General features: G+C 37.2%; 21 protein-coding genes. 17 read left to right on the forward strand and 4 right to left on the reverse strand.

Going from position 1 to position 24,919, the window contains the following annotated elements:
• The first annotated feature begins 124 nt into the window (after positions 1-124).
• The 10 genes from rnc to rplS all read left to right on the forward strand — a co-directional run bounded on the left by rnc (position 125) and on the right by rplS (position 9,768).
• Positions 125-853 carry a ribonuclease III gene (gene rnc / locus ACZ2V4_RS00445; protein ID WP_099483185.1) on the forward strand — a complete coding sequence of 243 codons (729 nt, stop codon included), beginning with the start codon at positions 125-127 and terminating at the stop codon, positions 851-853.
• The gene (gene smc / locus ACZ2V4_RS00450; protein ID WP_490514351.1) at positions 853-4,431 is read left to right on the forward strand and encodes a chromosome segregation protein SMC; all 3,579 of its coding nucleotides are present in this window, start codon (positions 853-855) and stop codon (positions 4,429-4,431) included. The genes rnc and smc overlap by 1 nt, the downstream gene beginning before the upstream one ends.
• Positions 4,428-5,678, forward strand: coding sequence for a signal recognition particle-docking protein FtsY (gene ftsY, locus ACZ2V4_RS00455; RefSeq protein WP_219494615.1), 1,251 nt, complete (start codon positions 4,428-4,430; stop codon positions 5,676-5,678). Before smc ends, ftsY begins: the two co-directional genes overlap by 4 nt.
• Entirely contained in the window at positions 5,671-6,015 is a 345-nt protein-coding gene (locus tag ACZ2V4_RS00460) for a putative DNA-binding protein (protein ID WP_219494617.1), read from the forward strand. The genes ftsY and ACZ2V4_RS00460 overlap by 8 nt, the downstream gene beginning before the upstream one ends.
• A gap of 11 nt (positions 6,016-6,026) precedes the next feature.
• Complete coding sequence (gene ffh / locus ACZ2V4_RS00465; protein WP_219494619.1) at positions 6,027-7,379, forward strand: signal recognition particle protein; 1,353 nt, start codon at positions 6,027-6,029, stop codon at positions 7,377-7,379.
• Between the two features lie 142 nt (positions 7,380-7,521).
• Positions 7,522-7,797, forward strand: a complete 276-nt coding sequence (gene rpsP / locus ACZ2V4_RS00470; RefSeq protein WP_041635895.1) for a 30S ribosomal protein S16 — start codon at positions 7,522-7,524, stop codon at positions 7,795-7,797.
• 5 nt (positions 7,798-7,802) lie between these two features.
• The gene (locus tag ACZ2V4_RS00475) at positions 7,803-8,030 is read left to right on the forward strand and encodes a KH domain-containing protein (protein WP_490514352.1); all 228 of its coding nucleotides are present in this window, start codon (positions 7,803-7,805) and stop codon (positions 8,028-8,030) included.
• Positions 8,031-8,078: 48 nt separating this feature from the next.
• Positions 8,079-8,576, forward strand: coding sequence for a ribosome maturation factor RimM (gene rimM, locus ACZ2V4_RS00480; protein WP_219494623.1), 498 nt, complete (start codon positions 8,079-8,081; stop codon positions 8,574-8,576).
• On the forward strand, positions 8,576-9,298 hold the full coding sequence (gene trmD, locus ACZ2V4_RS00485; protein ID WP_490514353.1) for a tRNA (guanosine(37)-N1)-methyltransferase TrmD: 723 nt from the start codon (positions 8,576-8,578) through the stop codon (positions 9,296-9,298). Before rimM ends, trmD begins: the two co-directional genes overlap by 1 nt.
• Before the next feature lie 122 nt (positions 9,299-9,420).
• On the forward strand, positions 9,421-9,768 hold the full coding sequence (rplS, locus tag ACZ2V4_RS00490) for a 50S ribosomal protein L19 (protein WP_012656731.1): 348 nt from the start codon (positions 9,421-9,423) through the stop codon (positions 9,766-9,768).
• Between the two features lie 16 nt (positions 9,769-9,784).
• On the opposite strand, the gene ACZ2V4_RS00495 is transcribed toward rplS, so the two are convergent.
• From ACZ2V4_RS00495 to ACZ2V4_RS00510, 4 genes are read right to left on the reverse strand one after another with little or no spacing between them, the layout of a single operon-like run.
• A complete protein-coding gene (locus tag ACZ2V4_RS00495) occupies positions 9,785-12,385 on the reverse strand; it encodes a YfhO family protein (protein ID WP_490514354.1) in 2,601 nt (866 codons plus the stop codon).
• Entirely contained in the window at positions 12,369-14,963 is a 2,595-nt protein-coding gene (locus ACZ2V4_RS00500) for a YfhO family protein (RefSeq protein ID WP_490514355.1), read from the reverse strand. The genes ACZ2V4_RS00495 and ACZ2V4_RS00500 overlap by 17 nt, the downstream gene beginning before the upstream one ends.
• A gap of 3 nt (positions 14,964-14,966) precedes the next feature.
• The gene (locus ACZ2V4_RS00505) at positions 14,967-15,344 is read right to left on the reverse strand and encodes a GtrA family protein (RefSeq protein WP_490514356.1); all 378 of its coding nucleotides are present in this window, start codon (positions 15,342-15,344) and stop codon (positions 14,967-14,969) included.
• Positions 15,341-16,297 (reverse strand): glycosyltransferase family 2 protein, encoded by a 957-nt coding sequence (locus tag ACZ2V4_RS00510; RefSeq protein WP_490514357.1) that lies wholly within the window; start codon positions 16,295-16,297, stop codon positions 15,341-15,343. The genes ACZ2V4_RS00505 and ACZ2V4_RS00510 overlap by 4 nt, the downstream gene beginning before the upstream one ends.
• Before the next feature lie 122 nt (positions 16,298-16,419).
• On the opposite strand from ACZ2V4_RS00510, the gene ylqF reads away from it, so the two are divergent.
• The 7 genes from ylqF (at position 16,420) to trmFO (ending at position 24,908) form a co-directional block, all read left to right on the forward strand.
• Positions 16,420-17,292 carry a ribosome biogenesis GTPase YlqF gene (gene ylqF, locus ACZ2V4_RS00515; protein ID WP_219494634.1) on the forward strand — a complete coding sequence of 291 codons (873 nt, stop codon included), beginning with the start codon at positions 16,420-16,422 and terminating at the stop codon, positions 17,290-17,292.
• On the forward strand, positions 17,282-18,067 hold the full coding sequence (rnhB, locus tag ACZ2V4_RS00520; protein ID WP_490514358.1) for a ribonuclease HII: 786 nt from the start codon (positions 17,282-17,284) through the stop codon (positions 18,065-18,067). Before ylqF ends, rnhB begins: the two co-directional genes overlap by 11 nt.
• A gap of 108 nt (positions 18,068-18,175) precedes the next feature.
• Positions 18,176-19,345: an ADP-forming succinate--CoA ligase subunit beta gene (gene sucC / locus ACZ2V4_RS00525; RefSeq protein ID WP_219494639.1), complete on the forward strand. Its 1,170-nt coding sequence runs from the start codon at positions 18,176-18,178 to the stop codon at positions 19,343-19,345.
• A gap of 15 nt (positions 19,346-19,360) precedes the next feature.
• Positions 19,361-20,269: a succinate--CoA ligase subunit alpha gene (gene sucD, locus ACZ2V4_RS00530; RefSeq protein WP_219494641.1), complete on the forward strand. Its 909-nt coding sequence runs from the start codon at positions 19,361-19,363 to the stop codon at positions 20,267-20,269.
• A 130-nt stretch (positions 20,270-20,399) separates the two neighbouring features.
• On the forward strand, positions 20,400-21,287 hold the full coding sequence (gene dprA / locus ACZ2V4_RS00535; protein WP_420494366.1) for a DNA-processing protein DprA: 888 nt from the start codon (positions 20,400-20,402) through the stop codon (positions 21,285-21,287).
• 85 nt (positions 21,288-21,372) lie between these two features.
• Positions 21,373-23,442, forward strand: a complete 2,070-nt coding sequence (gene topA / locus ACZ2V4_RS00540; RefSeq protein WP_219494822.1) for a type I DNA topoisomerase — start codon at positions 21,373-21,375, stop codon at positions 23,440-23,442.
• A gap of 164 nt (positions 23,443-23,606) precedes the next feature.
• Positions 23,607-24,908, forward strand: coding sequence for an FADH(2)-oxidizing methylenetetrahydrofolate--tRNA-(uracil(54)-C(5))-methyltransferase TrmFO (trmFO, locus tag ACZ2V4_RS00545; protein WP_490514359.1), 1,302 nt, complete (start codon positions 23,607-23,609; stop codon positions 24,906-24,908).
• Positions 24,909-24,919: the final 11 nt, after the last annotated feature.

Below are 24,919 nucleotides of genomic sequence, written 5' to 3' on the forward strand. Positions count from 1 at the left end.
CACACCATTTGCAGCTGTGTTCGGATTTAAGTTATTAATGATGATTATTTTAAAGTTTATTAAGCAATCACTTTTTTTTACAGCGTATATAACGTAAAATAAAAACATAGATAAGGAGGACGAAATGAATAAAAGACAGCTAATAATCGATAAATTTAAAGTAAAGTTAAACAAGGTGCTCACACACCTGGATATTATACCAAATGATGTTGAACTGTATGTACAGGCATTCTCACACTCGAGTTTCATTAATGATTTCAAGCTTGATAAAAATAAGGACAATGAACGCCTGGAATTTCTAGGAGATGCGGTGTTAGAATTGATGGTTTCACAATATTTATACCAGCAACATAGTGATCTGCCAGAAGGTAGGCTGACAAAGTTGCGCGCTGCAATTGTATGTGAACCTTCACTTGTGACATTTGCGAAGATGTTGAAGTTTGATCAGTTGATTTTGCTGGGCAAAGGCGAGGAAAAGACAGGTGGCAGAACACGTCCTTCTTTAATTGCAGATGTATTTGAGGCCTTCGTCGGGGCGTTATATCTTGACCAAGGACATGATGTAACAAAAAGATTCTTTAACAGCTATATTTTTCCTGCTATAACTGAAGATCTGCTGCATGGCCTTATTGACTATAAGACTTATTTACAGGAATATATTCATAAAACTAAAAACTTACAAGTTACCTATCGCCTCGTTAAAGAGGAAGGACCGGCACATTTCAAAGCGTTTACGTCTGAAGTTTATGTTGAAGATAAAGTGATTGGTACAGGCACAGGAAGAACGAAGAAAGAATCAGAGCAACAGGCAGCCCAAACTGCTCTAATGCTTCTGACAGCAGGAGAGTCATAATGATTTATTTACAGTCGGTAGAAGCAACTGGTTTCAAGTCGTTTGCAGATAAGACAACCGTGCTGTTTGATGAAGGTGTTACAGCGATTGTTGGACCAAACGGTTCGGGGAAAAGTAATATTACAGATGCTATCAAGTGGGTGCTTGGCGAACAATCAGCAAAATCCCTTCGCGGTGCAAAGATGGAAGATATCATCTTCTCAGGTGCACAGGATAGGAATGCAACTAACTTTGCACAAGTAACACTTACGATCAATAATATTGAGCGCAGCCTTGCTGTTGATTCTGATAAAGTACTGATTACTCGTAAACTCTTTCGCTCTGGTGAAAGTGAATATTTCTTGAATCATCAGAAAGTAAGACTTAAAGATATCACGGAGTTATTTCTAGATAGTGGTCTTGGTCGTGATGCTTTCAGTATTATTTCTCAGGGAAAGGTCGATCAGGTACTGAATGCTAAGCCGAGCGAACGTCGACAATTGATTGAAGAAGCGGCCGGTGTATTGAAGTATAAGAAACGTAAAGTGGAAACTGAACAGAAGCTTGAAGACACGATGAATAACCTCAGCCGTGTGCATGATATTATTTTTGATCTAAAGGATCGCGTAGAGCCCCTTAAAATTGAAGCGAGTATTGCTGAAGAATATATCGCATTATCTGAAGAAATGAAGGATGCAGATATTCAAGTGACGGTACATGATATCAAGGAGAGTAGTGCAGAATATGAACGTCTGCAGCAGGAGATTCAAAGTTTTGACGAACAGCTTAAATATAGGAAGGATAAGAGTGCACGTATTTCTAATAAGCTGGATGCACATAAATCGGAAAGAAATGAACAGCAGAAGCTTCTTGAAACGTATAAGTCTGATTTGTTACACATTACTGAGCGTATTGAACGTAATATCGGTCTGCTGAATGTGAATAAAGAGCGTCTCATTCACCAGGATGCGAACTTTGAGGAGAAACATCAGCTGCAAAAAACATTTGCCCAGACGCTGGAACATACAAAAAAAGAGTTATCAGCAACAGAAGCGAAAATACAAACTTTAAAACAGGAAAAATTATCAAAAAAACAAAAACTATCCCAGACAGAGCACGACCAATCTGCATTAGTCGATGATATCGAAGCGTTGATTGAAGAGACAAGAAGTGAATACTATGAACAGTTTACGATGAAGACGAAACTTGAAAATGATATACAGCATATGAATTCAAGGATCGAACAGTTTAATCGTAAGGAAGAAGCGCAAGTTGATGAATCGACAATGACACAGTATGAAGATTTGCTCTCAGAGCAGCAGTCGTTGAACGAACAGATTAATAGTATGGAACAGATGGTTGATAACAAACGACTATCCTATACAGAGCGTCAGCAACATATCACTAAGCAAAAACAGCTTTACTTTAGGGAAAGTGAAAACTTAAAACAAGCTGACCGTTTTATCTCCACACTAGAATCTAAAGTGAACCGATTAAAAATAATGCAGGAAGAATATCAAGGGTATTATCAAGGTGTCAGGTTACTGCTAAAAAATAAAGAGAAGCTCCATGGTATTCATCATACGGTACTTGATACCATAGCAGTAGAACCTCGCTATAATGATGCGCTGGATAGTGCTTTAGGTGGGGTCTTACAGCATATTATCGTAGAAGATGCACAAGCTGCACGTAAAGCGATAGAATTCTTGAAGTCAAAGCAAGCAGGACGTGCTACATTTTTACCGTTAAATGTCATCAAACCTAGAAACATCACGAGTGATATCTTAACTGGATTGACCCAATTCGAAGGGTATATCGGCACTTTAAATACGCTTATTACAGCAGATCATAAATACAAAAATATTATAGATAATATTGCAGGACATATTATCATCGCAACGACACTTGCTGAAGCCAACAAGATTGCAAAGTTTGTATCATACAGACATAAAGTTGTAACACTGGATGGACAAGTCGTTAATCCAGGAGGTTCAATGACAGGTGGAAGTAAACAAAAACCGACGCAAGCCTTGTCATCTCGAAATGAATTACAGCAATTGTCTAAGCAATTAAACGACTATGAATCACAAACTTTACAGCTAAGAGAAAAGGTAAGTCAGTTGAATGAATCAATTTCAGAGGCTGAATTCCAGCTTGAACAGGATAAACAGAGTGGAATTCAGCTGCGTGATGAATTACATCAGCTAAAGTTAACGCGTGAAGAAATTCATATAAAGCTAGAGCGTCTGCAGTCAAAGCTTGAGACTAGAACACAATATGATAAAGAGCGACAAGAAATCAATCAGCTGGAGAAAGATAAAGCGCTTATCTATGACAACATTCAGACAATCGAATCACGACTATCGGAACTAACAGACAAAATAAAGTTATATCAGAATAATGCACAGAATAAAAAATCTTTACTTGAAAATATGCAGCATGAAATGCACAGTATTAATAAATCGATAAATAAGCTAGAAGCAGATATTCATTATCATCAAAAGGTAAAAAGAGATCTGTTAGACAAAATAGAGACAACAGAAGGCGAACTTAAACATTTAAGTCAACTTGAGCATGCGATTGACCGAGAAAAGCTTCAAAAAGAAATCATTCAACTTGAAAAATATATTGGTGAAGACAAAGAAAAGAAAAGTTTCCTGCATCGACAAATTGAAAATATACAGCAGACTCTCGGTGAATATATCGAACAAGAAGCCGAACTTGAAATGCAGAACAAAGAACTTGTGCGTCAAATAAGTGGCATTGAAAATGGCATCGGTGAACTCAAAGTACAGCATTCGAGATTAGATGTAAAGCTTGAAAACTATCTCGAACATCTAAACTTTACTTATGAAATGACCTATGAGGCTGCAGAGGACTATATATTTGAACATCGCTTGACGGTCGATGATGCAAAGCAGTTAAACGAACTAAGAAGTCGTGTCAAACTGACAAAGATTGCCGTCGATGAACTAGGACCTGTGAATATGAATGCGATTGAACAATATGCAGCAGTGAGTGAGCGTTATGAATTCTTAATATCACAAGAAGCAGATCTACTTGAAGCCAAAGATAATCTAGAAATGATCATAAGAGATATGGATCATACAGTTGCTGAGCGCTTTAAGACTACATTTGAAGTGATATCAAATGCTTTTGAGCACATCTTCAAACAATTGTTCGGTGGTGGAGAAGGACGATTGATTCTGACTGAAGAAGATTATTTAACAAGCGGAATAGATATCTATGTTCAGCCACCAGGAAAGAAAAGACAGCACTTGTCATTGTTATCGGGCGGTGAACGTGCGATGACTGCGATAGTTCTGCTCTTTGCAATTTTAAATAGAAAGAAAGCACCATTTGTGATCCTGGATGAAGTGGAAGCAGCGCTTGATGAAGCAAATGTCAGTCGATTTGCGCACTATTTAACAACTTTAAAGGAAGATACCCAGTTTATTGTGATTACTCATCGTAAAGGGACGATGGAAGAAAGTGATAGACTTTATGGTGTTACGATGCAGAACTCAGGGATATCCAAACTAGTAAGTGTTAATCTTAAAGAAATTGACGATAAAAAATTTAAGGAGTTGACGAAATGAGTTTCTTTAAAAAATTAAAAAATAAATTTGTCGGAAATAATGAAGAAACAACGGATCCATTGAAAACATTAGCACCAGACGATACACTAGATCCGCAGCAGGAGGATCCAACTCATGATGTGCAGACAAGCGAAAGTGTAAGTCGCGCTGAAGTTATTGAACAGCCCAAGAAAACGGAAAAGAAATCTGACTGGGACTTCGACTTTGATGATGATGATTTAATTTCCATCGAAGAGTTTGAGGAGCTTGAAGCACAGCAGATTGGTGCGAAATTCCGTGAAGGTCTAGAGAAATCTCGTGAAAACTTCCAGAATAAACTTAACGATTTACTTGCGATGTACCGTACTGTTGATGAAGATTTCTTCGAAGCTTTAGAAGAAATGCTGATACAGGCAGATGTTGGATTTAATACGGTCATGGATTTAGTGGAATCTCTTCGTATGGAGGCGAAACGCCGCAATATTACAGAGACCGCTGACTTAAGAGAAGTTATCGTAGAGAAGATTGTAGAGATCTATGAACAAGAAGACGATAAACTACAGGAAATGAACATCCAGGAAGATGGACTGACTGTAATACTTATGGTTGGTGTTAACGGCGTCGGAAAAACAACGACAATAGGTAAACTTGCGCATCGCTACAAAGGACAAGGAAAAAAAGTGATGCTTGCTGCAGGAGATACCTTCCGTGCTGGCGCCATAGAACAGCTTCAAGTATGGGGTGACCGTGTCGGTGTTGAAGTAATTAAGCAAAGTGAGGGCTCAGACCCTGCAGCTGTTATGTACGATGCAATCGGGGCTGCGAAAAATCGTGGCGCGGATATTTTAATCTGTGACACAGCAGGGCGTCTTCAAAATAAAGCAAATTTAATGACAGAATTAGAGAAAGTTAAAAAAGTATTATCTCGTGCTGTACCAGGTGCTCCGCATGAAGTGCTGCTTGCATTGGATGCGACAACAGGACAAAATGCGCTCGTACAGGCAAAAGCATTTAAAGAAGTGACAGATGTATCGGGAATTGTTCTGACGAAGCTAGATGGTACCGCAAAAGGTGGTATCGTACTTGCAATTCGAAACGAACTGCACATCCCTGTTAAATTTGTCGGACTCGGTGAAAAGTTAGATGACTTACAGCCGTTCGATGCAGAAAGTTATGTATACGGATTATTTGCTGATATGATTGAAGCTTCTACTGAAGAAGAGAATAAGGCGGCAGAAGTAATGAAGGATAATTCAGACGATGAATGATCTGCTAAAGACGATGCGCATGAACTATCTGTTTGACTTTTATCAGTCATTATTAACAGATAAACAGAGAAACTATCTCGAAAAGTATTATATGGATGATGAATCACTGTCTGAGATTGCTGAAACGTTTGATGTATCAAGACAAGCAGTTTATGATAATATTAGACGGACTGGTGATTTATTAGAAGAATATGAAAGTAAGCTTGGTCTATATCATAAATTTGAACAGCGTCAGGCCATATACGAAGAGATGCTTCAATTAACTAAATTACAGAATAATGCACAACGTAATCAGCAGTTAGAAGCATATATAGAACAATTACAAAGAATAGAATAGGGGGTCATTGTATGGCTTTTGAAGGATTATCAGATCGACTCCAGGCTACAATGCAGAAGATTAAAGGTAAGGGTAAAGTTACAGAAGCGGATATAAAAGTGATGATGCGCGAAGTACGCTTAGCATTACTTGAAGCCGATGTTAACTTTAAAGTGGTAAAAGAATTTGTTAAGACAGTATCCGATCGTGCGATTGGTTCAGAAGTGATGCAGTCATTAACGCCTGGACAGCAGATTATTAAAATTGTACAGGAAGAACTAACGACTTTAATGGGTTCTGAGAATACTCAGATTAATATGAGCAAGAAACCACCGACTGTTGTGATGATGGTAGGCTTACAAGGGGCAGGTAAAACGACGACTGCAGGTAAGCTGGCACTTTTAATGCGCAAGAAATATAACAAGAAACCATTGCTCGTTGCATGTGATATCTATAGACCTGCTGCAATACAGCAGCTACAGACAGTAGGGAAGCAGATTGATGTACCGGTATTTACTTTAGGGGATCAAGTATCCCCTAAAGAAATTACAGAACGTGCACTGCAACACGCAAAAGAAGAACATCTGGACTTTGTGATTATCGATACAGCAGGACGCCTGCATATTGATGAAGCATTGATGAATGAGCTTGTTGAAGTTAAAGAAATCAGTCAACCTGACGAAATTATGCTTGTCGTAGATTCTATGACAGGTCAAGATGCAGTGAATGTCGCTGAGAGTTTCGATAATCAGCTGGATGTTACGGGTGTTACTTTAACGAAACTTGATGGAGATACTCGTGGTGGGGCAGCGCTCTCGATTCGAAGTGTCACACAAAAACCAATTAAGTTTGTCGGTATGAGTGAGAAACTTGATGGACTAGAACCTTTTCATCCAGAACGCATGGCATCTCGTATTCTAGGTATGGGTGATGTGTTAAGTTTAATCGAAAAAGCACAGTCTCAAGTAGATGAATCTAAAGCGAAAGAACTTGAACAGAAGATGAAGACCTCATCATTCACTTTTGATGATTTTCTGGAGCAGCTCGAACAGGTTAAAGCTCTAGGGCCTCTTGATGAACTGCTTAAGATGATTCCTGGTGCGAACAAGATGAAAGGTCTGAATAATGTTAATATGAACGCTAAGCAAATCGATCATGTGCAGGCAATTATACGTTCAATGACGAAAGAAGAACGTAACAATCCGGCGATTATCAATGTATCACGTAAGAAGAGAATCGCAAAAGGGTCAGGCAGAAGTTTATCTGAAGTGAATAAACTGATTAAGCAGTTTGACGAGATGAAGAAGATGATGAAGCAGTTTACAGGAATGAAAAAAGGTAAAAAAGGGCGTAATCCATTCCAGGGCATGAATTTACCGTTTTAATATTTACTAAAAGACAGAAAAAACTTGATTTTTTCTGTCTTTTATATTAAATTTATTTTTGTAAAGAAAAAACACTTTACAGGAAGTAAGTTTCCTGTTAATATTAGTACTTGAGAAAAGATTAGAAATGGAGAGATTTATAATGGCAGTAAAAATTCGTTTAACTCGTATGGGTTCTAAAAGAAACCCATTCTACCGTATTGTAGTAGCAGATGCACGCGCACCACGTGATGGTCGTATCATCGAAGCAATTGGAACTTATAATCCAGTTGCTAAACCTGAAGCAGAAATCAAAGTTGATGAAGCTTTAGCTTTAAAATGGTTAGCTGATGGCGCAAAACCAACTGATACAGTTCGTAATATCTTATCAACGCAAGGTATTATGGAGAAATTCCATAACCAAAAAATCGCGAAGTAATCGCTATGGAAAAATTAATACAAACCATTGTTACACCGCTTGTGAGTCATCCTAAAGATATTAAGATCACGAAGGAAGAACATGCATCCAGCATTACGTATCATCTATCAGTCAATCAGGACGATAAAGGTAAAGTAATCGGTAAACAAGGTCGTATTGCTAAAGCAATGCGAACAGTTACGAGTGGTGCAGCGCTTGCGTCTGTTAAGAAAGTGTTTGTAGAGATTGATTAAGGGTACCTTTTTTGGTACTCTTTTTTTATGAAATGGAGGTTTTGTGAAATGGAAATGAATGTAGGGAAAATCGTCAATACACACGGTGTGAAAGGCGAAGTAAAGATTTTAACGGCATCTGATTTTGCATCAGAACGTTTTAAGCCGGGTAAAGTGCTAATGATTCCATTTAAAGATGAGCGAGTTACGCTCACAATCAAATCGTATCGCACCCATAAAAACTTCCATATGGTAGCATTTGAAGGTTTAAACAATATAAATGATGTAGAGAAGTATAAGGGTCTGGATGTCTATCAGGATATTGAGAATGAAGATATTATATTGGACGAAAATGAATACTTCTATTCAGATATTATTGGGTGCACTGTGTTTGATGGCGAACGCGAAATCGGTATTGTGAATGATATCTTTGAAACAGGAGCAAACGACGTATGGGTTGTTCAAGGCGATAAAGAATATTTAATTCCATACATTGAAGATGTTGTTAAGTCAATCGATATTGATAATAAAACAATCATCATTGAAGCGATTGAAGGGTTATTATAATGAAGATTGATTATTTAACATTATTTCCTGAAATGTTTGACGTGCTGAATCACTCTATTATGAAACGTGCTCAGGAAAAAGGAATTGTGGAGCTGAACACGGTTAATTTCAGAGATTATTCAGGTAATAAACATAACCAAGTGGATGATTATCCATATGGTGGGGGGCAAGGCATGGTTCTAAAGCCAGAACCGATATTCAATGCAATGAATGCCATTGATAAAACGAGCAAGACACGTGTTATCCTTATGTGTCCGCAAGGAAAACCTTTCACGCAGCAAGTGGCTGAATCGTTAGCACAAGAAGAACATCTTGTATTTATTTGTGGTCATTATGAAGGATATGATGAACGTATACGCGAGCATCTTGTAACTGATGAACTCTCTATCGGTGATTATGTATTAACCGGCGGAGAACTTGCAGCAATTACAATGACAGATGCAATCGTGAGACTGATTCCTGAATCAATAAAAGAAGAGAGTCATAGGGATGATTCATTCTCAACAGGATTACTTGAACATCCACAATATACGAGACCAGCTGACTATAATGGAATGAAAGTACCGGATGTACTGCTTAGCGGTAACCATAAGCATATCGACTCATGGCGCCATGAAATGCGCTTGAAGCGTACTTTTGAACGCCGACCAGATTTATTAGAACACTACCCACTGACTCAGTCAGATAAAGAATATTTAGAACACCTTAAACGTGATAATTAGGTGTCAATATATATTGCTTTACACAGTGAAGTATGATATTATTTTAAAAGTGTGAATCACACATAAATCACTATGATCCGCTGAGCGAAGACTTAAGAACATAGGCAGAAGGAGAAGGTAAAATGAATAACAAATTAATCGAAGCAGTAACAAAAGAACAATTACGTACAGACATTCCTGCATTCCGTCCTGGTGACACTTTAAAAGTTCACGTACGTATCGTTGAGGGAACTCGCGAACGTATCCAGGTATTCGAAGGTGTAGTAATCAAACGTCGTGGTGGTGGAATTTCTGAAACTTTCACAGTTCGTAAAATTTCATACGGTGTTGGTGTTGAGCGTACATTCCCTGTACATACACCTAAAATCGAGAAAATTGAAGTATTACGTCGTGGTAAAGTACGTCGTGCTAAATTGTACTACTTACGTAGCTTACGTGGTAAAGCTGCACGTATTAAAGAAATTCGCTAATATTAGACAAACAGAGCTAGAGACTTATGTCTCTAGCTCTGTTTTTTAAATAACGAATATATAAGAAGGTAAGAAGCATGCCCATAACAGAAATTACCTGCATTAAATGGAAATATGGTGGTGTATATTTAATCGTTATATGTTTTGCATCAGCATCAACCTTAACGGCTGTCATCAAGTAGTTCCCTTCAGAAATCTGAGCTTTTTTACCATCAACTTTAGCACTCATACCTTCTAAAAATGGAACGGGTATAACCACATAGCCTGCTTTATGCTTTGCAAGTGTAATTTCCATCTTGTCTTTATTCTTCTTAAACAAATGTGTATTTGTATTCTTTGATGCTTCTTTTAGTTGTTGGTAATCCTCACCATATATTCCAAGAAGTTTATAGTGATAAGTACCTGTCTTTAATTTTAGATCGATAACATCTGTTGCTTTGACTTTTAACGTGATTACAGGATTAAATCGGCGATAATCATCATTCAAAGGTTTTCTTGACTGATAAATTTCGTTGATCCAGACATAATGATAATCTGTAGCTGTCTTTGATTCAATGCTCAAAGTTACATAAAGATCCTTATACTTATTGATTTTCTTGCTATCAAGTTTATAAGTGATGCCGCCGTTTTCCTGATTCACAATAAGTTTATTGCCCTGAAGTGTCGCATTACGCAATTGCGGCTCGGCATCTTGCATTAAGTTCTTCTGTGGTTTAATCTTGCTGTCGCCCTTGCCTTCAAGTACAACACCATTTAGCATCGCGTGTTCTCTATCTATAGGCTGTTTCAGTTCGTTTGCATTATATACTTTATCGGTCACACGAACGAATGGAAGTCTATGAGTATTATTATAGACATAGTACTTTTGCGACAAGTCATTCTCAGCATAGAGGTTACCACGCTCATACCCATAGGGGATAGTCATCGATTCATTGATTCTGATAATCTGATTGACATTAAATAAACTATTTAAGTTTGCGCGTTCACCAAGACGATAGTAAATAGAGTTACTATCCGTATCCATCGTAATATTTAGATCCTTATCATAAAACTGATAGATATCTTTTTTGAAGATACTTGAATATAATTTTATCCCATTGAACTGCAGTAACATCGGTGTATTATGTGTGATTGATGTCTGCCAGTCTATACGGTCACCAGGCTTTAGCACCGCCTTGATTTCATCGATAATTCTGTTTTGAATCGGCGATTGATAAGTTTTACTTGTAATATATTCGATATTTCGCTCCTTTTCAGGATGCAACGTATCAATCTGTTCGGTCATATATTCATATACAAAGAAATTGGTCATGATAAAGATAACGGCATGTATGAGTATATACAGGTATCTTTTTTTATTATAGATATAATATCCGATTAGAACACAGATTATCGGAATATAAATCAGCCAGATCAGAAACTTCTCGTGACCAATTACAGAAACAGGATAGATGAATAGTGCAGGTATTAAAGAAATTAGAAATGACTTCATTTTAAGTTCGCTTAATTTATCAAGATAGATCGCAGCTAGAATGGAAGTCGTAAATACAAGTAGATAGACCCATCTCCTCTGATCAATTGAGAATCCGTTAAAGAAACTATCAAAATATGGGCTTAAAGAACCGATCATAAAGATAATAGAAAGTATCGCATAAAGTCTATAATCATAATGCTTATACAATACAAACGTCGCTAAAGCGATAACAGCCACTGCTGAAATAACGACATAATAGCCATCGTAAAATAAATTATAGAAACCGACCATATCAATGATAGGATTGAGCTTAATTGGGGGTAGTGTTCTGTCATTCATTAAATAGCTTGTAGCACCAGTGAAAAATCCGACACTGCTGATCATCAGTGCAAGGATGCCGCTTATGCTACCTGTAATCAGCTTTTCCTTTAAGTTCAGTAGATCATCATCTTTACTAAAGATCGATCTATATAAAAAATATACAGATGCGAAAATAAATTCATAGTAGCTAAAATAAAAGTTAGCATGCAGTGTCAGCGCAACTGCAATTATAAAAAGAAGCGGCTTTCTTTCTCTGAACAGTCGTTCGAGACCAAAGATTGTCATTGGGAGCCACAACATTACATCACTAAAGAAGCTCCATGTAAATGTAAAGAAGTAGTACACTGTTGACCAGCCATAAATAAAGCTGCCGGTAAATGCGGCATAGCGGTTTATATTCATATATCTTAAAAATTTATAAGTCACAAAAAATATAAGTGATAGTTTGATGATTGAGATGAAGATTTGATTTTTTGCCCAGAATACTGGGTCAGTCACATCATAGGATAAAAAAATATCTCCAATATAGATACAGATAAAATTTAAATATGTTATCGGCGATGTAGAATAATAATAAGAAAGACTTTTAAGAAAGTCTCCACCGATGCCAAAGTCCATATCATAGAAGAAATGAAGATGAGAAAACTTATTATACAGATACATCTGAAATGGCAGCATCTGTGCAATACCATCACCCTTGCCGGTGAACAATGTCCCGCGGTCAAACATACGATAAAGGACAACACTATGTGCGATACATGCACATAGTATTGAAGCAAGCAATAGAGATATATTGGGATAACGCTTAAATCTTTGTCTCATCTTTAGTTAACCTCGTAAATTTAATGTAGAGTACAGCCAGGATGATACCCATCAATGACAATAGTATCATGAGATAAAAGTATGGAGGTGTGTAATTTAGAACAACTTCCTTTGTGTCTTTGGTTACTGGGATTGTAGTCATAATATAATTGCCGCGCTTTACCTCTGCTTTCTTTCCATCCACGTAAGCTTTCATGCCATCACGATAAACGATAGGAACAACCATCGTGCCATCTTTAGAAGATTTTAGGTTGATGGTCATTTTATTACCTTCATCTTTGAAATTATAGTCAATTTCTTTCTTCATGCTCTTCAACTGTTTATAATCTTCACCATAAATACCATTGATTTTCAGTTTATAAGTACCAGGTGTCAGACCGATTAGAATCTTTCCGTTCTCAGGTGATTTTACACGATACAGCAAATCATCATAATGTGTACGATACTTACTTGTCTGGAAAAGACGGTTGTTGGCATATTTGTTCACATTAATCTGATGATTTGTGATAGGTGAAATGATTTCAACGTGCATATCGACATAGAAATCCTTGTATTGTTGTTGTAGGTTTTGAGGGATTTCGATGATTAATCCACCACTTGGAGGATTGACTTTAAGCTTCTCATTTTGGGTAAGCCAATTTGATCCGCTTGTATTGATGTGTACCTTATCGATTAAATTTTTATTTTTCTTGAAAGGATAGCTTGTAGGTTCGTCTTCTGAAATGATACCTTCCATCATCGCATGTTCTCGATCGATAATTTCAGTGAGATCCCTAGTATTGACAAATTTATTTGTAATCCTGACAAAAGGAATGGTCTGTGTGTTCTCATAAACTTTATATTTTCCGTCATTCTGAACGAGTTTAAAGTTTTCGGGTACGTCAGTCTGATATGCTTTACGAACGAGATACTTGACGTTGAACAATGACTCAAGGTTGCTTCTTGACTGGAAGGTGGAGTATCGACTGACTGACTCCTCCTTCAGATTAATCTTCATGTCTTTAAAATAGAAATCGACTAAAGCACCATCGAATATACTTGAATACAGACTTACACCTTTAAACCCTTGATACATCGGTGTGTTATCTTGTTCAAGCACCCTCCAGTCGATACGTTCGTCAGCTTTCGTCTTTTGTTTTAGCTGATCGATAATGTGCTGTTGCAAAGGTGAATCATAAACACTTGATACAATATAGCTCATCTTCGCACGATCATTGATACCCGGATTATAATTATCCAGTTTATTATGCACTCGAATGACGTCCCAGTTGAAGATAAGAATTAAGATAATCATAGAAATATAGAGCGCACGCTGCTGTTTTTTATCCTTTACGATTAATACTAATAGTCCGACGATAATGATGATCGGAACAATATATACCCAGCTCACCGCTTTATGAATCACAAGATGACTCGCAAAGACCATCGATATCCCGGGAATAACGGAGATGAGATAGTGTTTAACCGTGATTGTTCTAAAGTGCATAATATACATTCCGATCAGACCACTTGTGAAGAAGGATATTAAATAATGCCAGCGTTTTTGTGGAGCACTGAATCCATTGAATACAGCATCTATAAAGGGTGTAAGACTGAAACACATAAAGATAATCGACATGATACTAAAGAATCTGTAAAAATAATTGTCATATAATTTAAAAGTAAAGATGGCCTGAACCGCTAAGAATAATACAATGACTAAGTAATTGTCATAGAAGATATTTGCATTTTGATCAAAAGAATCAAATAAAGAAATACCCGCTTTATATGGTGCACGTTCATTTTGTAGAAAGCTCTTAACGCCATAGAAGAAGAACACACTGCTGATCAGTAATCCAATGATCGACATGATAACAAAATGAGGCCACTGTGTTTTACGGGGCACGACATCATATTTTGATCTGAATATATTTCTTGCAATAAAATAGATAAGTCCTGCAAGCAGGTGATAATATGCGAAATAGAAATTATTAATAAATATAAGTGCTGCTGCAATGATAAATATAGAGCGTTTCTTATTCTGAATGAAATATTCAATTCCAAGCAACATAAGTGGTAAAAAAATAAAGACATCGCTAAAAAATGACCAGTACAATGTAAATCTGAAATATATAGCGGACATGACAAATAAAAAAGCAGCAAGCATTGCTGATGATCCTGCTAAACGAATCTTTCTAAAGTATAAGTAACTGAAAATAATAGCGATAGCAGATTTAACGATAGAAACATAAAAAGCGTTTTTGGCCCAAAAAGAAATACTGTCTGTTTTAAAGTTGAAAAATACATCTAGAAACCAGACGCATATGATGTTTATAAAGTAAATAATATTTGTTGAATAGTAATATGATAAATCCGTAAAATAATCGCCACCAAGACCGAAATCCATACTGTAGAAGAACTCACCATTAATAAATTTCTTATAAAGGTAAAGCTGCATTGGCAGCATTTGTTCTAATCCATCATTTGGACCTGTAAAAATTGTACCATCCTGCAAAAAACGGTAAATATAATAACTATGCCCAAAGATAGCAAGTATCAAGGCAATTACCGGAATAAATATTTTTCTGTTGTTTTTCATCATTTACTCCTTTGTTAAGATATAAGTTGTAACGAAATAAGTAATAGGTATCGTAAAGACTAATGCAGGGAAAGGGGCATAAACTTTATCGATATGCAGTGATTCCACGAATATATAGAGTAGCAGCGTCTGTACACCCATATTCACAATTTGCGTCAGTGGAAATTGAATAAATTTTTTAAAGGTGGGTTTCACTTTATACACAAAATAACAGTTTAAAAAATAAGAAATAATAAATGACACGAGAAATCCCGTTAGATGACTCGTTAAATAACCTAAATGTAAAATCTTTAATAATAGCAAATAGACAAGGTAATAATTGAATGTATTAATGAAACCTACAACAATAAACTTGATCAGTCGACTGTAACGTTTTATCATATGCGTGTTCTCACTTTCTCCTGCAGCTCGTTTTTACTAATATTAGTTTCGCTAATAATGTAGTGGGGTCGACCCTTTGTCTCATAATAAATCCGACCGATATATTCGCCGATAATGCCAAGGCCAAACAGTTGAACGGAACCGAGAAACAATACCGATGCAATGATTGTGAAATATCCAGGTGACTCTACGCCGTGGCGCATAATTTGTATGAAAGTGATCAATATATAGAGTAAGCATAACGTCATAGTGAGTGCGCCAAAATGGAAACAAAGACGCAAAGGTTTATTGTTATAGCTGATAATGCCGTCAATTGCATAATCAATCAGTCTTTTTGGAGAGAATGAAGACTGTCCTTCAAAACGTTCAATATTTTTAAAGTTTAATGTCTTTTTACTGAAACCTACCCATTCAAATATCCCTTTAGAAAATCGGTTATATTCTTTTAAGGAAAGGATGCTATCAATCACACGTCTTGAGATCAGACGAAAATCACCTTCACCATCTGTTAGCTGAATATCAACTGCATTGTTGATAAGCTTGTAAAATAACTGAGTTGGGAATTTCCTGATGACATGCTCTCCTGAACGGTCTCTGCGCATGACCACTTGGTCATATCCTTCTTCATAATAATGAATCATCTCCGGTATGCGTTCAGGAGGGTGCTGGAAATCAGCATCTAAAATAACAGCACAGTCTCCACGAGCTGCATTGAGTCCGGCGATCATGGCAGACTCTTTACCGAAATTACGAGAAAAGGAAATGTACCTTATTTGTGGGAAAAGGGTTGCCTGCTCTTTTATGATTGATAAAGAATGGTCTTTACTGCCATCATTGACGAGTATGAGTTCATAGTTGTAGTTGTTATTATGCATCACAGCATCAATCTGTTCAGTAAGTAGCTGAATATTCTTCTCTTCATTATAAATTGGCGCGATGAGTGAAATTAGCATAAAGACTCCTTAAGTAATGTGTTAAAATATTAATTATAAATCATAAAGATATTTTAACATACAATGAAGTAAATCGTATTTTGTATGATGATTAAATTAAATAACTGGAAAGAAGTGAAATTATGGCAATACAATGGTTCCCAGGACACATGGCAAAGGCAAGGAGAGAAGTTACAGAGCAGCTTAAGCTCGTCGATGTAGTATTTGAGCTTGTTGATGCACGCATCCCTTACTCTTCACGAAACCCTATGATTGATGAAGTAATCAAGGATAAACCACGCGTCGTATTATTAAACAAGATGGATATGGCAAATTTAAATGAAACAAAAAAGTGGATGTCCTATTTTGAGGAACAGGGCTTTTATCCTGTGCTCATTGATAGCAAAAATGGTAAAAATCTATCCCAAGTAACGAAAGCGGCAGAAATCGTTACTAAAGAAAAGTTTGACCGCATGAAGCAAAAAGGGTTACGTCCACGTGCAATTCGTGCAATGATTGTCGGCATTCCAAATGTGGGTAAATCAACTTTAATTAATCGCCTTGCAAAGAAGTCAATCGCAAAGACGGGGAATATGCCAGGGGTTACAAAGAAACAGCAGTGGATTAAGGTTGGAAAGACATTGGAACTATTAGATACACCCGGGATTTTATGGCCGAAGTTTGAGGATCAGACTGTGGGCAAAAAATTAAGCTTAACAGGTGCAATTAAAGATAGCATTGTTCATTTAGATGAAGTCGCTATATATGGGATTTCGTTTTTGCAGGAAAGAGACCTGAACACATTTAACAAGCACTATAATATTGATGTCACAGCAGATACGCCGTATATTGAAGTATTTGATGCGATCGGCAGAAGCCGTGGCCTAAAGTTAAAGGGTAATGAAATAGATTATGAATCGGTTGTAGAATTAATTATAAGAGATATACGTAACGAAAAAATAGGAAAATATACATTCGATCATATTTCAATGTCAGAGGTTGATGATGAAGAGTAATGACTATACCATCGCTTTACTTAAAGAAAAAGTAAGAGAGATGAATCAAACAGAACTTATTGATTTTTTTGAAGAAGAGTCGAGAAGTGGTGCGTTAAAAGTAAAGCAGGCGAGAGAAAAACAAATCGCGCAGGAAACTCAAGCAATAGATGAATATGAACAAATGCTCGAATATGAACGTCGCTATAACGGAAAAGTCGTTTGTGGTATTGATGAAGTCGGGCGTGGTCCATTAGCGGGCCCAGTTATCGCATGTGCTGTCATCTTAAACGATGGCCATCACTATATTGGTCTAAACGATTCGAAGCAGTTATCAAAGCATAAGAGGGCATCGCTTTATGACGCATTAACACAGTCGGTTGCATATGCGATAGGAGAAGCAAGTGTGGAGGAAATTGATAAATTCAATATATACGAAGCAACGAAACTTGCGATGCACAGAGCGATAGATAAGTTACCTGTAAAGCCTGAAGTACTACTGATAGATGCGATGAAACTGAATACAGGTTTAATTGAGGAATCAATCATTAAAGGAGACGCTAAAAGTATTTCTATCGCTGCAGCAAGTGTTATTGCGAAAGTTTATCGCGATCACCTGATGGAAGAGATTCATAAAGATATTCCTTACTATGTTTTTAATCAAAATGCTGGATATGGCACTAAAAGACATTTAGAAGGTTTGATGCAGTATGGGATAACAGAGCATCATCGCAAATCATTTGAGCCGATTAAATCAATGATAAAAACAGAAGAAAACGCAAAGACAATTACGTAACTATCGTAATTGTCTGTTTTTTTTAAGCGTTTGCGGTTTACAATAGCGCTTTCATTTTTTATAATTGGAACGTAAGCTAAATTAATGTGCACTATAGGAGGATGGACAATGAATATCCATGAGTATCAAGGGAAAGAGATTTTTCGCTCTATGGGTGTAGCAGTTCCGAACGGTTCTGTTGCTTATACACCTGAAGAAGCAGTTGAAGTAGCTAAAGGTCTAAAAGAAGGGGTCTACGTCGTTAAAGCTCAAATTCACGCTGGTGGCCGTGGTAAAGCTGGCGGTGTTAAGATTGCAAAATCTTTAGAAGAAGTTGAAAGCTACGCGAAAGAATTACTTGGAAAAGTATTAGTTACGCATCAAACTGGTCCTGAAGGTAAGGAAGTTAAACGTCTTCTAGTTGAAGAAGGATGCGATATAAAAAAGGAATATTATTTAGGTTTCGTACTAGACCGTGCTACAGACAGTGTAGTATTAATGGGTTCTGAAGAAGGTGGGACTGAAATTGAAGAGGTAGCTGAAGCGACACCTGAAAAAATCTTTAAAGAAGTTATCGATCCAGTTGTTGGATTAATGCCTTATCAAGCACGTCGTCTAGCATTTAACATTAATATTCCGAAAGAATCTGTAAATAAAGCAGTAAAAATTATGCTGGGTCTATATGATGTATTTATGAAGAAAGATGCTTCAATCATTGAAATTAACCCACTTGTAACAACAGGTGAAGGGGAAGTTTTAGCGCTTGACGCTAAAATTAACTTTGATGCAAACGCATTATTCCGTCAAAAAGACGTTATGGAACTACGTGATTTAGATGAAGAGGATCCAAAGGAAATCGAAGCATCTAAATATGATTTATCATATATCGCTTTAGATGGGAATATCGGTTGTATGGTAAACGGTGCCGGTCTTGCGATGGCAACGATGGATACAATTAATCATTTCGGCGGAAATCCGGCGAACTTCCTTGATGTAGGGGGCGGCGCAACGAAAGAGAAAGTTACTGAAGCATTCAAAATCATTTTAGGTGATGAGAAGGTTGAGGGGATTTTCGTTAATATCTTCGGTGGTATCATGAAGTGTGATGTAATCGCAGAAGGTGTTGTTGCAGCGGCTAAAGAATTAGAATTAACAATCCCATTAGTGGTACGTTTAGAAGGTACAAATGTGGATCAAGGTAAAGAAATTCTAGGTAATTCAGGATTAGCAATTACACCAGCAAGCACGATGGCTGAAGGTGCACAAAAAATCGTTGAATTAGTAAAAGAAGCTAAATAGGAAGCGGGGATAATCGTGGGAGTATTTATTGATAAAGATACAAAAGTAATCGTACAAGGAATTACAGGATCAACAGCATTATTTCATACGAAACAAATGATTGAATATGGTACAAAGATCGTTGCCGGTGTTACACCAGGTAAAGGTGGTATGGAAGTTGAAGGCGTACCGGTATTTAATACCGTTGAAGAAGCAGTAAAAGCAACAGGTGCTACCGTATCTGTTATATATGTACCAGCACCATTTGCTGCAGATGCAATTGTTGAATGTGTAGATGCTGAATTAGATTTAGCAATCTGTATTACAGAACATATTCCAGTATTAGATATGGTTAAAGTGAAACGTTATATGCAAGGTAAGAAAACACGCTTAGTTGGACCGAACTGTCCTGGTGTTATTACTGCTGATGAGTGTAAAATTGGGATTATGCCAGGATACATTCATAAAAAAGGTCACGTTGGCGTTGTAAGCCGTTCTGGAACATTGACTTATGAAGCAGTGCATCAGCTAACACAAGCAGGTATTGGTCAAACAACAGCTGTAGGTATCGGTGGAGATCCTGTAAACGGTACGAACTTCATCGATGCACTAGAAGCGTTTAACAATGACCCTGAAACTTTAGCTGTTGTGATGATCGGTGAAATCGGTGGGACAGCTGAAGAAGAAGCTGCTGAATGGGTAAAAGCGAACATGACGAAACCTGTTGTAGGCTTTATCGGTGGTCAGACTGCACCTCCAGGTAAACGTATGGGACATGCTGGTGCGATTATTTCTGGCGGTAAAGGTACGGCTGAAGAAAAGATTAAAACAATGAATGCTTGCGGCATTAAAACTGCAGCGACACCTTCTGAAATTGGTTCTACATTAATCGAACGTATTAAAGAAGAAGCAGGCTTATACGAAAAATGTTTAACAGTTAAATAAAAAAGAATCCGGACGACCTATATATGAGTTATAGGTCGTCCGGTATTTTTTTATTAATATTTACAAATATTAATACTTAAATGAAATGAAATTAAAGAACACCTATTAGAATAGTAATGAGGTGATAGATATGAAACGACATCATAAACTTTTAAAACTCATTTATGCAGGTTTCACGACTCAGGAGTTACACAAGATATATAATGTTTACCATTCATTTGATTTAAATTTTCTTCAGCTCAAGCCTATATTACGACAAATTTTTAACTGCCATGAGCGCACGCTGGATAATAAGTTATCAAAATTTCAGAATCTCAAAATCAAAACGCTGTTAGAAGAGCTTGCAAACAAGGAGGTCGCCCCAATCTATTTTGATTCAGAAGCGTACCCACAACTACTGCTTGAAATTTATGATTATCCTTTTGTTTTATTCGCAAAAGGCAATATTAATCTTCTTAACTATACGAATGCCTTAGCGATTGTAGGGAGCAGAGATGCAACGAATTATACAGCAGATGCCCTGGACCAGATTGTACCGGTACTGATAAAAAATAATATATACATCGTCAGTGGCTTGGCAAAAGGTGCAGATAATTATGCGCATCTGGCATGTAACTTTTATGGAGGTCATACGATTGGAGTCCTCGCGTATGGTCATGATTTCATCTATCCTGCAGAGACTACTTTAATAAGAAGGCTGATGGAAAAACATCACATCGTGATAAGTGAATATCCACCGGCTACACCGATACAAAAGTTTAGATTTCCAGAACGTAATAGAATTATTAGCGGTCTTGCTCAAGGCATCCTGATCACTGAAGCAAAAGAGAGGAGTGGGAGTTTAATAACGCTGGATCAAGGTTTAGAACAGAATAGGAACATCTATTGTCTGCCAGGACCTATCATTCATGAACTTTCAGCAGGATGTAATAAAAGGATCAAAGAAGGTGCAAAGCTTGTTCAATGTGCACAGGATATTATAGAAGATTATTTTTTTCCTGATATTTCAAAAAATTAAAACTATATTTATGAGTTTTATTTGACAATCACTTACTTATACGTATATTATTTATCATTGAAAACAAATTAAGTAAGAGGGGGATATACAATTGGCAGAAAATCTCGTCATTGTTGAGTCGCCTGCAAAAGCTAAAACCATTGAAAAATATTTAGGGAAGAAATTTAAAGTGGTCGCATCTATGGGGCATGTACGTGATTTACCGCGTAGCCAGATGGGCGTTGATACTGAAAATGATTTTGAACCAAGATATATAACGATTAGAGGAAAAGGGCCTATCGTACAAGATTTAAAAAGACATGCAAAGCGCGCGAAACATGTTTATCTTGCGAGTGACCCGGACCGTGAAGGTGAAGCGATTGCCTGGCATTTGGCACATATACTGAATATAGATGAAAAAGCAGAATCCAGAGTTGTATTTAATGAAATTACAAAGGATGCTGTCAAAGAGAGTTTTAAGCATCCAAGACAAATTGAACAAAATCTTGTTGATGCTCAGCAAGCACGACGTATACTTGACCGTCTCGTAGGTTATAATATTTCTCCGGTATTATGGAAAAAAGTTAAAAAAGGACTTTCGGCTGGCCGTGTTCAATCTGTGGCACTTAAGCTTATTATTGATCGAGAAGAAGAAATCAATGCGTTTAAACCAGAGGAATACTGGACGATTGATGGATTATTTGAATATGATAAAAAACAGTTCAAGGCAAAGTTCTTACATGAGAATAATAAACCTAAGAAATTAAAGCAGGAAGACGACGTTAAAGCAATTGTCAAACAACTGAAATCAGATACATTTAAAGTGACAGATGTCACAAAAAAAGAAAAACTCAGAAATCCTGCACAACCCTTTACTACAAGTTCGCTGCAACAAGAAGCTGCACGTAAGCTTAACTTCAAAGCACGTAAAACAATGATGCTTGCACAACAATTATATGAAGGAATCGACCTTAAGAAACAAGGTACAGTCGGGCTGATTACATATATGCGTACGGATTCTACTCGTATTTCAGATACTGCAAAGAATGAGGCTGCAAGCTATATTGAAGAACATTACGGTAAAGAATTCTTGTCTAAACGCAGAAGTAAGAGTGGAGGTGCCCAAGATGCACATGAAGCAGTACGCCCAACATCAGTGATGCGTACGCCTTCTGAGATGAAAGCGTATCTTTCTAGAGATCAGCTACGCCTATACAAATTGATCTGGGAGCGTTTTATGGCAAGTCAAATGGCTGCAGCAGTCATTGATACGGTCAGTGTAGACCTTGTTCAGGATAATATTAAATTTAGAGCAAATGGTCAGACAATTAAGTTTAAAGGATTTATGAGCGTGTACATCGAAGGTCAGGATGAAGAGACTGAAGACGGAGAGAATAAATTGCCGGTGCTGGAAGTGGGTAACACAGTTAAGGCTGTTAATATCGATGAAAATCAGCATTTCACACAACCACCTCCACGCTACACTGAAGCACGTCTTGTTAAAACGATGGAAGAAAAAGGTATTGGCAGACCTTCAACTTATGCACCAACCATAGATACGATTCAAAAGCGTAATTATGTAAAAGTTGACCAGAAGAAATTTTATCCGACGGAGCTTGGCATCATTGTCAACGAGTCTGTTAAAGAATACTTTCCTGAAATTATTGATATTGATTTCACGGTGAATATGGAGACATTATTGGATAAAATTGCAAGTGGAGATATGGAATGGAAGAAAGTTGTTTCAACATTTTATGGTGATTTTAAAACACATGTTGAACGTGCAGAAGCAGAAATGGAAAAGATTGAAATTAAAGACGAGCCAGCAGGAGAAGATTGTGAGAAATGCGGTTCTCCGATGGTATATAAAATGGGACGTTACGGTAAATTTATGGCCTGTTCAAATTTCCCTGACTGCAGAAATACAAAAGCAATCGTCAAAACTATTGGTGTACCATGTCCAAAGTGTAAAGATGGCGAAGTTGTTGAACGTAAATCTAAGAAAAATAGAATTTTTTATGGCTGCAGTAATTTTCCGGAATGTGATTATATTTCTTGGGATAAACCTATTGCAAGAAATTGTCCGAAGTGTGACACGCAGCTTGTGGAACGCAAAAAAGGGAAGCAGACACAAGTTGTATGCACGAATTGTGATTATGATGAGAAGCCTCAATAACACATCCATAAATAATCATGTTAATCTGAGAACAGATTTGAAATATAATCTGTTCTCTATTATTTTTTCGATTTTTGTGAAAAATGAATCTGTTTTTAATAATAATAGTTTATTTCATTACAAAATTGTAATACAATCATGAAGGATATTCAGGAGGAGATACTATGACAACTGTAAATATAATTGGCGCTGGGCTTGCGGGTAGTGAAGCGGCATACCAATTAGCAAAACGAGGTATTAAAGTTAAACTATATGAAATGAGGCCGGTAAAGCAGACCCCAGCTCATCATACAGACAAATTTGCTGAACTTGTCTGCTCGAATTCATTACGAGGCAATGCATTGACGAATGCTGTCGGTGTTCTTAAAGAAGAGATGCGTAGACTCGATTCGTTAATCATCAAAGCTGCTGATAACGCAAGCGTACCCGCCGGCGGAGCACTAGCTGTAGATAGACATGAATTCAGTGGATATGTGACAGATACATTAAAGCAACATGCAAATATTGAAGTTATCAATGAAGAAATTACGGAGATACCAGATGGACCGACGATAATTGCGACTGGCCCATTAACTACTGAAAGCTTATCAAAACAAATTCAGGCGCTAACAGGACAAGATCATCTCTACTTCTATGATGCGGCTGCACCTATCATTGAAAAGGATTCAATCGATATGGATAAAGTGTATTTGAAGTCGCGTTATGATAAAGGTGAGGCTGCATATTTGAACTGTCCGATGACAGAAGAAGAGTTCAATACATTCTATGATGCTTTACTTGAAGCAGAAGTAGTGCCATTAAAGGAATTTGAAAAAGAAATCTACTTTGAGGGCTGTATGCCGTTTGAAGAGATGGCGAAGCGAGGGCGTAAAACACTATTGTTTGGACCAATGAAGCCTGTTGGTCTAGAAGATCCTAAGACTGGGGAACGTCCATATGCAGTTGTCCAGTTACGTCAGGATGATGCAGCAGGAACACTTTATAATATTGTAGGTTTTCAGACACATTTGAAGTGGGGCGCACAAAAAGAAATATTAAAGCTGATTCCTGGTCTTGAAAATGTGGAAGTTGTCAGATATGGTGTTATGCACCGCAACACGTTTATCAATTCGCCGACAAATCTACAGCAGACGTATCAATTTAAAGGCAATGACAGTCTGTTTCTGGCTGGACAGATGACAGGTGTAGAAGGTTATGTGGAAAGTGCAGCAAGTGGATTAGTTGCAGGAATCAATATGGCGAAGTATGTTGACAATAAGCCTGTGATTACATTCCCTGAAAATACAGTGATCGGTTCAATGGCATATTACATCACGCATACAAGCAGCAAGAACTTTCAACCGATGAACGCCAATTTCGGACTCTTGCCAAGTTTAGATGAACGTATTAAAGATAAAAAAGAACGATATGAAGCGCTCGCAGCACGCGCATTAGCTTCTTTAGAGCATTTTAAAGTTACTTTATAGTGTTTTAGTTG

Source organism: Macrococcus sp. CoH-51_TC_04, assembly GCF_058188655.1.